The following is a 10,409-nucleotide window of genomic DNA, read 5'->3' on the forward strand; positions in this document are numbered from 1 at the left end:
CCCCCCTCGCGCAGCCCGGCCCGCCTACGGGCGGCCCCGCGCACCCCGAGCGGCCGCGCATCACCGAGCTGCGGCTGTCCGCGTTCGCCGGCCACCGCCGCGCCGTACTCCCGCTCGGCCCGCTCACCCTCCTCGCCGGGCCCAGCGGCTGCGGCAAGTCCAGCGCGCTGCGCGCGTACGAGGCACTCGCCCGGCTCGGGGGAGGCGCGGCGCTCGGCGAGGTGTTCCCGGACCCCGTCGGCTGTGTACCGGAGCGGGCCCGGCCCGACGCGCAGCGCCGCCGCGGCTTCCGCATCGGCTGCACGGCCGACGGGCCCGCCGGCCCGGTCCGGCTCGACCTCGCCGTGCAGGCCGAGCCCCGGCTGCGCGTCGTGGGCGAGCGGTTGACGGCCGGCGGACTGGTCCTGTTGGAGACCGCCCTGCGCGACCCCGGCAAGTGCGCCGTGCAGGCCGCCTGGCACACGGCCGGGCCGACACCGGTGCCCCATGGCCCGCTGCCGGACGACCGGCTCGGCACCGCCCTGCTGCCGCTGCGTGTGGCCGGCCGGACGCCCGGGCAGCGCAGAGTGCTGGCCGCCGCGGAGCAGATGGTGGTCGCCCTGCGCTCCGTCTTCGCGTGCGATCCCGACCCCGGCCGGATGCGCGGCCCCGTACCGGCCGGCTCCGGGCGGCTGCTCGGCGGCTGCGGCAACCTCGCCGACGTCCTGTGGCGCACCCGCGCCGAGTGCGCACGGCGGCACACGCAGTTCGTCGCGGCGGTGCGCGCCGGCTGCGCCGGGCCGGTGGCGGACGTGCTCGCCGTCCCGTCGGCCGACGGGACGGTGCGGGCGGCGCTGGACCGGGGCGACGGCATCCGGACGGAGCTCCGCCGGCTGGGCGACGGGGAGTTGAGATACGTGGCGCTCGCACTGGTGCTGCTCACCGGACCCGGCGTGCTGGAGGTCGACCCGGCCGGCGAGGTGCCCGCCGCCCTCCAGACCCTCACCGTGCTCGCCGACGGCCTCGACCGGGGACTCGACCCCGGCCAGCGGAGCGAACTGCTGCGGCTCGCGGCCCGCATGTGCGAACGCGGCCACATCCGGCTGGCCGGCGCGGTGAGCGACGCGTCGTGGGCCGCCGGAACGGACGGCGTCACGGTGGTACACCTGGAGCCGTGACAGAACCTCTCGACGTGGCGAAACTGCAACGCCGGCTGGCCGAGTTCGCGGCCGCGCGGAACTGGCAGCCGTACCACACCCCCAAGAACCTGGCCGCCGCGCTCAGCGTGGAGGCATCCGAACTGGTCGAGATCTTCCAGTGGTTGACGCCCGAGGAGTCGGCCCGCGTCATGGCCGACCCGGACACCGCCCACCGGGTCACCGACGAGGTCGCCGACGTGCTCGCGTATCTGCTCCAGCTGTGCGAGGTGCTCGGCATCGATCCGCTGGCGGCGCTGGACGCGAAGATCGACCGCAACGAGCGGAGGTTCCCGATCTAGGAGTCGCGCAGCCCACTCTGAGGAGTCGCACAGTCCACGCCAGGAGCCACACAGTCCACTTGTACTCTGCGTAATCAAAACACGGCCCGAATCAGAATTGTTGTCCGCAGATTTCCGTCTTCCTCTGGCTTTTCGTCTCACAGCCCTTCACTCTGGGTAGTGAACAAGGGAGTTCGGGTGGACGGACGCGCGGAGCGCGTCGGACAGGACGGGGGCAGCGCATGGACGCGGTGCGGCTCATCGTGACGAGCAGGCGGTCCCTGGCGGCGGGCGGTGACGTGCCGGGGATCCTGGCCGAGGTGTGGCAGGCGCAGGCCCTGGCGCAGGCGATAGGGAGTCGCCTCGCGGTCGCCGGCCCGCCCGAACTGCGAGGCGAGGCACTGGGGTTGACCGAGCTGGCGGGCCGCGGCTGCGGTGTCCTCGACCCGCCCGAACTGGCCCCCGGTGAGCTGCGGGCGGGCCAGCTCACCGAGCTCGGCGACGCCCGCCACACCCTGATGTACCTCGGTGGTCTCCTCGGCGAGGTCGGCATCGCCCTCGTGGGCCTCGCCTGCGCCGCGGACGACGAGGGCACGTACTGGCAGTGCATGGAGGCCATCGACGCGGCGGACGAGTCCCGGGACCGCGTCCTGGAAATGCTCCGCAGACTCGCGGACCGGGAACAGGCGTTACCGGAGAGAGAGGCGGGGTAGCGGGCCGCCGAAGGCCGACCCCGGCCCGTTCCCGGGAGCAGAGCTCAGCCGACCTGCTCCTCCTCGCCCGACCTCCGGTCGGCGTCCCCCGCCGCCTGGAGATCCGCGTCCAGCGCCGACAGGTCCGCGTTCAACGCCGCCATCAGCTCCTCCATCTGCTGCAACAGCCCTTTCGGCTGCCCGGTCCCGCCCTGCTGCGGCACGGTCTCTTCGGACATGACGGCCTCCTCGGCCCCTGGCCCCCCGGGGAGGCCGACGCGGGTGACGCCCCGGCGCTCACGGCCGGTGCGGAAGCCGGGGGCTCCGGCTCCGCCCGAGCCAACGATCACCAACGAGGCCGGTCACTGGCCCGGTCACGCGTGACCCGCGGTATGGACGTAATTTCACCCGACCGGGGACCGGACGGGACGGGGGTCCGAGCTCGTCGCCCCGCACCCCGGCGTGCAGGATGGAAGCATGGATCTTCGCATCTTCACCGAGCCCCAGCAGGGGGCCACCTACGACACTCTGCTCACCGTGGCCAAGGCCACGGAAGAGCTCGGCTTCGACGCCTTTTTCCGCTCCGACCACTATCTCCGCATGGGCTCCGTGGACGGCCTGCCCGGTCCCACCGACGCCTGGATCACCCTGGCCGGACTCGCCCGCGAGACCAAGCGCATCCGGCTCGGCACCCTGATGACCGCCGGCACCTTCCGGCTCCCCGGTGTGCTCGCCATCCAGGTCGCGCAGGTCGACCAGATGTCCGGCGGCCGGGTCGAGCTCGGCCTCGGCGCCGGCTGGTTCGAGGAGGAGCACAAGGCCTACGGCATCCCGTTCCCCAAGGAGAAGTTCGCCCGCCTCGAGGAACAGCTGGAGATCGTCACCGGCCTGTGGTCGACGGAGCTCGGCAAGACCTTCGACTTCCACGGCACCTACTACGACCTCACGGACTCTCCCGCGCTGCCCAAGCCCGCGCAGGAGAAGATCCCCGTGCTCGTCGGCGGCCACGGCGCCACCCGCACCCCGCGGCTGGCCGCGAAGTACGCCGACGAGTTCAACATTCCCTTCGCCTCGGTCGAGGACAGCGAGCGCCAGTTCGGCCGGGTCCGTGCCGCCGCCGAGGAGGCCGGCCGCAGCGGTGACGACCTGACCTACTCCAACGCCCTCGTCGTCTGCGTCGGCCGGGACGACCAGGAGGTCGCCCGCAGGGCCGCCGCGATCGGCCGCCAGCCCGACGAACTGAAGCTCAACGGCCTGGCGGGCTCCCCGGCCGAGGTCGTCGACAAGATCGGCCGCTACGCCGAGGTCGGCGCGAGCCGCATCTACCTCCAGATCCTCGACCTGGACGACCTCGACCACCTGGAGCTGATCTCCTCGCAGGTGCAGTCCCAGCTTTCGTAGGACGGGCACGGCAGGACGGCGAGGGACCGGCGGATCGGGCAGCAGCGCGATCCGCCGGACGGCCTCGGTCACGGCTTGCGGCCGACCGCCACATACAGAGGCATCTCTTCGCCCCCGCGCTGTTCGCCGAGTTCGGGGTGCCACCGAGCGGCCAGTACCACCCCCGGCTCCACCAGCTCAAGGCCCCTGAAGAACGCCGAGAACTCGTCGCGGGTGCGCACCTGCGCCGCCGTCCCGCCCTTGCGGTACACCTCGACGACCCGCTCCCAGGTCTCCGGGTCGAAGTCGCCCGTCGCGTGGGAGAGCGTCAAGTAGCTTCCGGACGGCAGGGCTTCGAGCAGCTCGCGGACGATCCGGCCGGGCTCGTCCTCGTCGCCCACCAGGTGCAGCAGGGCCACGAGGGACAGCGCGACCGGCTGGGTGAAGTCGAGGGTCTCCCGTGCCGCCGCGATGATCTTCCCCGGTTCCCGCACGTCGCCGTGGACATAGGCGGTCTTTCCTTCCGGCGCGCTGTGCAGCAGCGCCTGGGCGTGCCGGAGGACGATCGGATCGTTGTCCGCGTACACCACCCGGGCCTGCGGGACGATCCCCTGGACGATCTGGTGGAGGTTCGGCTCGGTCGGAATGCCGGTTCCGATGTCCAGGAACTGCCGGATGCCTCGCCCGGCCAGCAGCCGGGAGGCGCGGTGCATGAACAAGCGGTTGGTCCGCGCCATTTCCCTGGCGGCGGGGAAGAGGGATATCACCTGCTCGGCCGCTTCCGCGTCGACCGGGTAGTTGTCCTTCCCGCCGAGGTAGTAGTCGTACATGCGTGCCGAGTGGGGTTTGCCGGTGTCGATCTGTCCCCCGCTGGTCCCGGCGTCTGTCACGTGAGGCCTCCGCATCTCCGCGTGCGTGGGCGCTCTTCCTGAATCCCCCTCGAACGCCCGGTCGATCAGGAGGCTAGCGAAAATTCCCGGGTGCTGCCGGTGCCCGCTCTGTACGGTGGGGCGTATCCGCAGTTCAGACCACTGATCAAAGGTCGACCCACCGTGTTTCTGACCATCACGACCACCGGCACCCCGGAGCGCCCCGCCACCGAACTCGGCTTCCTGCTGCACAAGCATCCCGAGAAGGCGCAGGCGTTCTCCACGTCCTACGGCACGGCCCACGTCCTCTACCCCGAGGCGGACGCCGAGCGTTGCACGGCGGCGCTGCTGCTGGAGGTCGACGCGGTGGCCCTGGTCCGGCGCGGCAAGGGCAAGGGCCGGGGCGGCGCCCCGGACGCGGCACTCGCGCAGTACGTCAACGACCGCCCGTACGCCGCATCCTCCCTCCTCGCAGTGGCGCTGAGCGGCGTGTTCTCCAGCGCGATGAAGGGCGTCTGCAACGCCCGGCCCGAACTGCCCGCCGTACCCCGGCCGTTGCGCATCGCGGTGCCGGCGCTGCCCGCCCGCGGCGGCCCCGGGCTCGTACGGCGGCTCTTCGAGCCGCTGGGCTGGACGGTCACGGCCGAACCGGTGCCGCTGGACACCGAGTTCCCGCAGTGGGGCGACTCGCGCTACGTCCGGCTCGAACTGGAGTCCGCGGACCGCACGCTCGTCGAGGCCCTGCGCCACCTCTACGTCCTGCTCCCGGTCCTGGACGACGCCAAGCACTACTGGGTCTCCTCCGACGAGGTCGACAAGCTGCTGCGCGCCGGTGAGGGCTGGCTGCCCGGCCACCCCGAGCAGAAGCTGATCACCAGCCGCTACCTCTCGCGCCGCTGGTCGCTGACCCGGCAGGCGACGGAGCGGCTGGAGCTGGTGCGGCTGGCGGAGGCGGACGACAGCGAGGTCGAGGAGATCGACAACGCGGTCGAGGCGGAGACCGAGACCGAGGAGCGGCCGACCCCGCTGGCCGTACAGCGCCGGGAGGCGATCACCGCCGCCCTCAAGGCGTCCGGGGCTGCCCGGGTGCTCGATCTCGGCTGCGGTCAGGGCCAGTTGGTGCAGGCGCTGCTCAAGGACCCGGCGTTCACGGAGATCGTGGGACTGGACGTGTCGATGCGCGCGCTCACCATCGCCTCCCGCCGGCTGAAGCTGGACCGCATGGGGGAGCGGCAGGCCGCGCGCGTCAAGCTCCTCCAGGGCTCGCTCGCCTACACCGACCACCGGCTCAAGGGGTACGACGCCGCCGTGCTCAGCGAGGTGATCGAGCACCTCGACCTGCCCCGGCTGCCCGCCCTGGAGTACGCCGTGTTCGGCGCGGCACGGCCCAGGACCGTCCTGGTGACGACCCCGAACGTCGAGTACAACGTGCGCTGGGAGAGCCTCCCGGCCGGCCACGTCCGGCACGGCGACCACCGCTTCGAGTGGACCCGCGCGGAGTTCCGGGCCTGGGCGGAGGCGGTGGCCGAACGGCACGGATATGAGGCCGAGTTCATACCCGTCGGCCCGGACGACCCGGAGGTGGGACCGCCCACCCAGATGGCCGTGTTCACCCAGACCACCCCGAAGGAGGCGAAGGCGGCATGACCGACGTACGCGAGGGGCGCGTCCTGCCCGTCACCGACCTCTCCCTGGTGGTCCTCGTCGGCGCCTCCGGCTCCGGCAAGTCCACGTTCGCCCGCAGGCACTTCAAGCCGACCGAGATCATCTCGTCCGACTTCTGCCGCGGTCTCGTCTCGGACGACGAGAACGACCAGAGCGCCACCAAGGACGCCTTCGACGTCCTGCACTACATCGCCGGCAAGCGTCTCGCGGCAGGCCGCCGCACCGTCGTGGACGCGACCAGCGTGCAGTCGGACGCGCGCCGCCAGTTGATCGACCTGGCCCGGCAGTACGACGTCCTGCCGATAGCCATCGTGCTCGACGTGCCCGAGAACGTGTGCGCCGAGCGCAACGCGGCCCGCACCGACCGCGCGGACATGCCCCGCCGGGTCATCCAGCGCCACATCCGTGAACTCCGCCGCTCCCTCAGGCACCTGGAGCGCGAGGGCTTCCGCAAGGTGCACGTCCTGCGGGGTGTGGAGGACGTCGAGCACGCCACGGTCGTCACCGAGAAGCGCTTCAACGACCTGACCCACCTCACCGGCCCCTTCGACATCATCGGCGACATCCACGGCTGCTCCGCCGAACTGGAGTCGCTGCTCGTCAAGCTGGGCTACTCCGACGGGGTCCACCCCGAGGGCCGGACCGCCGTCTTCGTCGGCGACCTGGTCGACCGCGGCCCCGACAGCCCGGGCGTGCTGCGCCGCGTGATGGCGATGGTGAAGTCGGGCAACGCCCTGTGCGTGCCGGGCAACCACGAGAACAAGTACGGCCGGTACCTGCGCGGCCGCAAGGTCCAGCACACCCACGGACTCGCCGAGACCATCGAGCAGATGGCGGGCGAGAGCGAGGAGTTCGCCGCCGAGGTACGGGAGTTCATCGACGGCCTCGTCAGCCACTACGTCCTCGACGGCGGCCGGCTGGTCGTCTGCCATGCCGGGCTGCCCGAGAGGTACCACGGCCGCACCTCCGGCCGGGTCCGCAGCCACGCCCTGTACGGCGACACGACCGGGGAGACCGACGAGTTCGGCCTGCCGGTGCGCTACCCGTGGGCGGAGGAGTACCGCGGCCGGGCGGCCGTCGTCTACGGCCACACCCCGGTCCCGGAGGCCACCTGGCTCAACAACACCATCTGTCTGGACACCGGCGCCGTCTTCGGCGGCAAGCTCACCGCGCTGCGCTGGCCGGAGCGCGAGCTGGTCGACGTACCGGCCGAGCGGGTCTGGTACGAGCCGGCCAAGCCGCTGCGCGCCGAGGCCCCCGGCGGACGGGACGGCCGTCCGCTGGACCTGGCGGACGTGCACGGCCGCCGGGTCGTGGAGACCCGGCACCAGGGCCGGATCTCGATCCGCGAGGAGAACGCGGCGGCGGCCCTGGAGGTCATGAGCCGCTTCGCGGTGGACCCGCGGCTGCTGCCGTACCTCCCGCCGACCATGGCCCCGACGGCCACGAGTCACGTCGACGGCTACCTGGAGCACCCGGCCGAGGCGTTCGCCCAGTACGCGGCGGACGGTGTCGCGCGGGTCGTGTGCGAGGAGAAGCACATGGGCTCGCGGGCGGTGGCCCTGGTGTGCCGGGACGCGGAGACGGCCCGCAAGCGCTTCGGCGTGGACGGGCCCACGGGCTCCCTCTACACCCGCACCGGCCGCCCGTTCCTCGACGACGACTCCCTCACCGAGGAGATCCTCGACCGGCTCCGCACGGCGATCGACGAGGCCGGACTCTGGGACCACCTGGCTGCATCCAATAGCGCCTCCGGCGCGGGGGACTGGCTGCTGTTCGACGCCGAGCTGATGCCCTGGTCGCTGAAGGCGTCCGGGCTGCTGCGGTCGCAGTACGCCGCCGTGGGCGCCGCGTCCGGCGCGGTCTTCCCGGGCGCGCTGGCCGCGCTGGAGGGCGCGGCGGCACGGGGCGTCGACGTGATCGGACTGCTGTCCCGCACCCGCGAACGGTCCGCCGACGCCGCCGCGTTCACCGAGGCGTACCGCCGCTACTGCTGGACCACGGACGGCCTGGACGGCGTCCGCCTGGCACCGTTCCAGATCCTCGCGGTCCAGGGCCGCAGCCTGGCCGCCCTGCCGCACGACGAGCAGCTCGCCCTGCTCGACCGGCTCGTCGAGCACGACGGCAGCGGCCTGCTCCAGACCACACGGCGGCTCTACGTCGACACGGGCGACCCGGAGTCCGTCCGGGCCGGTGTCGACTGGTGGCTGGAGATGACCGGCCGCGGCGGCGAGGGCATGGTCGTCAAGCCGGTCGGCGCACTCGTCCGCGACGCACAGGGCCGCCTGGTGCAGCCCGGCATCAAGTGCCGCGGCCGCGAGTACCTGCGGATCATCTACGGCCCCGAGTACACGCGCCCGGAGAACCTGGCCCGCCTGCGCTCCCGGTTCCTCAACCACAAGCGCTCCTTGGCGATCCGCGAGTACGCGCTCGGTCTGGAGGCCCTGGACCGGCTGGCCGAGGGCGAGCCGCTGTGGCGGGTGCACGAGGCGGTGTTCGGGGTGCTGGCCCTGGAGTCGGAGCCGGTCGACCCGCGGCTGTGACCCCGTGCGGCGGCGTCCGGCCGGCTCGCGCCACCCCGGCGCGATCCGGCCGGACGCCGTGGTCCCGGTCCCAACCGTCCCTGGTGAACCGTGGGTTGCCGTGCTAACTTCGCTGGTCGGTCTAGGCAGGTGAACCGACTCAGGGGGAAAGTCGGTGCAGACAGGTGCGACGCCCGGCGAGTCCGGCGAACCCGGACGTCAGCCGGATTTCGAGCTGCTGTTACAGCTCACCGACGTCCTCTGCGAGCTGGGCTGCGTGGAGGACGCGCCGAGCCGGGTGCAGTTCGCCAGTCTGCTCGCAGGCCAGCTCCGCCGGCCGGTCGACCTGCGCGGCGTGCGGCTCCGTGAGGACGTGGTGAGCCTGGTGACCGCCGCGTTGAGCGTGCCGGGCGGCGAGCACGTACTGGTCGGGGTGGTCCGCATCCTCGAAGGCGCCCCGGCCGGAGACGAACTCGAACGGCTGATCGCTCCTGCCCCCGCCCTGATCGGGCCGCTGTCCAGAGAGGACGAGAAGAGCGCCCGCGTCGCCCTATCCCGCGGCGACCTGCCCGCCGCACGCTTACGGGACGGGCTGGCCGAGGAACTCGCCGGCCTCGACCTGCCCGACGGACTCACCCCCGAGCAGCTCTTCACGCACCTCCTCGAATGGAACGTGCAGGAGGACGGCCTGCCGCCCGCCGTCCTCCTCCTCGATCACGCGGCCCGCCTCGCCCGGACCGTCGACCACCGCCACGCGCTGACCGCATGGGTCGACGACTGGGCCGTACGCGCGCGCCTGATCGCCGAAGTGGCGAGACGCCGGGACAGACGCGCCGCGGTGATGTGGTCGCCCGACATCCCCCGCACCCTCGTCGTCGCCGTCGAGCCGGCCCGGGACGGCAGCACCGACGTGACCGTGCGGACCTGGACGAACGCCACCCCCGGCCGCTGGGACCCCCGCCCCGGCGAACCGGACACGATCCCCCTGGACGACCTCGGCCGAGCGGTCGACAAGGCGCTCCGGCGCGGCACCCAGCTCTGGCTGGTGCCCCGCGAACCGGACGCGGGCGGACTCAAGGAGCCGCCTGCGTACATAGAGTTCCTCCTTCCGTACGATCTGATGAACCACGATGTGGCCGGGTTGACGTTCGCCATCGGCGACGGTGAGCCCACTCCGCTCGGCCTGCGGTACGGAGTGCATCTACGCAGCCTGGAACGCATGCGTACGGACAACGCCGTGGTCCGGCAGCAGTGGCAGCGGCGCTGGGCGGCTCTGAAGCAGCACGGGATCACGGTGCACGCCTGGAGAGAAGCGGACGCCCGGCGGCTGCGCGCGTGGCAGATCGCTCTCGCGGGGGAAACAAGAAGTACGGCAGTGCTGTTGGACGCGCCGAGCGGGGCGTCCGCCCTGGAGGCACTCAAAGCGGCGATCGCGGAGGGGATCGGGCTGGCCGTCTGGGACCGCAGAGGCGTGTTCATAGAGGAGAGGCGCGAGGTGGTGACCGCGGTCTTCGCGGCCGTCACGATGCCCGTACAGCTTCCTTCCGTCATGCACCGCATGCGTCTGAACGCCGAGAGCGGCGCGGAGGACGCGGTCCAGTACCTGGCAAGGAACGTCGGCTTCCTTTGGGACGACCCCACGCGCGTCGTCGACGTCCAGACCACCGACCCCGGCGATCTCGCCAGCTGAGCTAGGAGGCTTCGGCATGAGCGCACAGGAACGGACGGCCGCAGACGACTGGCGGGTCTTCCACGCCACCGGACACCCGCAGGACGCCCCACCCGTGCTGCCGGACCCGCCGCCCTRGCGGAGGTTCCGCGGCGG

General features: G+C 72.3%; 9 protein-coding genes. 7 read left to right on the plus strand and 2 right to left on the minus strand.

Going from position 1 to position 10,409, the window contains the following annotated elements; translation table 11 throughout:
• The 3 genes from CA983_RS33535 to CA983_RS33545 all read left to right on the plus strand — a co-directional run.
• On the plus strand, nt 1-1,157 hold a 1,157-nt coding region (locus tag CA983_RS33535; RefSeq protein ID WP_425276494.1), incomplete at its 5' end, for an AAA family ATPase.
• A complete protein-coding gene (locus tag CA983_RS33540; protein ID WP_086604551.1) occupies nt 1,154-1,477 on the plus strand; it encodes a nucleotide pyrophosphohydrolase in 324 nt (107 codons plus the stop codon). The genes CA983_RS33535 and CA983_RS33540, both read left to right, overlap by 4 nt.
• A gap of 221 nt (nt 1,478-1,698) precedes the next feature.
• On the plus strand, nt 1,699-2,169 hold the full coding sequence (locus tag CA983_RS33545; protein WP_086604552.1) for a DUF6099 family protein: 471 nt from the start codon (nt 1,699-1,701) through the stop codon (nt 2,167-2,169).
• A 44-nt stretch (nt 2,170-2,213) separates the two neighbouring features.
• Here CA983_RS33545 and CA983_RS46900 read toward each other — a convergent pair whose 3' ends face one another.
• Nucleotides 2,214-2,387, minus strand: a complete 174-nt coding sequence (locus CA983_RS46900; RefSeq protein ID WP_010033808.1) for a hypothetical protein — start codon at nt 2,385-2,387, stop codon at nt 2,214-2,216.
• Nucleotides 2,388-2,625: 238 nt separating this feature from the next.
• Here CA983_RS46900 and CA983_RS33555 point away from each other — a divergent pair, with 238 nt between their 5' ends.
• On the plus strand, nt 2,626-3,549 hold the full coding sequence (locus CA983_RS33555) for an LLM class F420-dependent oxidoreductase (protein ID WP_086604554.1): 924 nt from the start codon (nt 2,626-2,628) through the stop codon (nt 3,547-3,549).
• Nucleotides 3,550-3,617: 68 nt separating this feature from the next.
• On the opposite strand, the gene CA983_RS33560 is transcribed toward CA983_RS33555, so the two are convergent.
• Nucleotides 3,618-4,418, minus strand: coding sequence for an SAM-dependent methyltransferase (locus tag CA983_RS33560; protein ID WP_279628488.1), 801 nt, complete (start codon nt 4,416-4,418; stop codon nt 3,618-3,620).
• A 162-nt stretch (nt 4,419-4,580) separates the two neighbouring features.
• Here CA983_RS33560 and CA983_RS33565 point away from each other — a divergent pair, with 162 nt between their 5' ends.
• The 3 genes from CA983_RS33565 to CA983_RS33575 all read left to right on the plus strand — a co-directional run bounded on the left by CA983_RS33565 (nt 4,581) and on the right by CA983_RS33575 (nt 10,274).
• A complete protein-coding gene (locus tag CA983_RS33565; protein WP_086604559.1) occupies nt 4,581-6,044 on the plus strand; it encodes a 3' terminal RNA ribose 2'-O-methyltransferase Hen1 in 1,464 nt (487 codons plus the stop codon).
• Nucleotides 6,041-8,605 carry a polynucleotide kinase-phosphatase gene (locus CA983_RS33570; RefSeq protein WP_086604556.1) on the plus strand — a complete coding sequence of 855 codons (2,565 nt, stop codon included), beginning with the start codon at nt 6,041-6,043 and terminating at the stop codon, nt 8,603-8,605. Before CA983_RS33565 ends, CA983_RS33570 begins: the two co-directional genes overlap by 4 nt.
• Before the next feature lie 154 nt (nt 8,606-8,759).
• Nucleotides 8,760-10,274, plus strand: coding sequence for a VMAP-C domain-containing protein (locus CA983_RS33575; protein WP_086604557.1), 1,515 nt, complete (start codon nt 8,760-8,762; stop codon nt 10,272-10,274).
• Nucleotides 10,275-10,409 lie beyond the last annotated feature (135 nt).

The sequence above is a fragment of the Streptomyces swartbergensis genome (assembly GCF_002148965.1).
GTDB classification, from domain to species: Bacteria; Actinomycetota; Actinomycetes; order Streptomycetales; family Streptomycetaceae; genus Streptomyces; species Streptomyces swartbergensis.

Excerpts from the sequence above, each read along its gene's own strand:
- CA983_RS46900 (WP_010033808.1), bottom strand. The coding sequence starts at position 2,387 with ATGTCCGAAGAGACCGTGCCGCAGCAGGGCGGGACCGGGCAGCCGAAA.
- CA983_RS33555 (WP_086604554.1), top strand. The coding sequence starts at position 2,626 with ATGGATCTTCGCATCTTCACCGAGCCCCAGCAGGGGGCCACCTACGAC.
- CA983_RS33570 (WP_086604556.1), top strand. The coding sequence starts at position 6,041 with ATGACCGACGTACGCGAGGGGCGCGTCCTGCCCGTCACCGACCTCTCC.
- CA983_RS33545 (WP_086604552.1), top strand. The coding sequence starts at position 1,699 with ATGGACGCGGTGCGGCTCATCGTGACGAGCAGGCGGTCCCTGGCGGCG.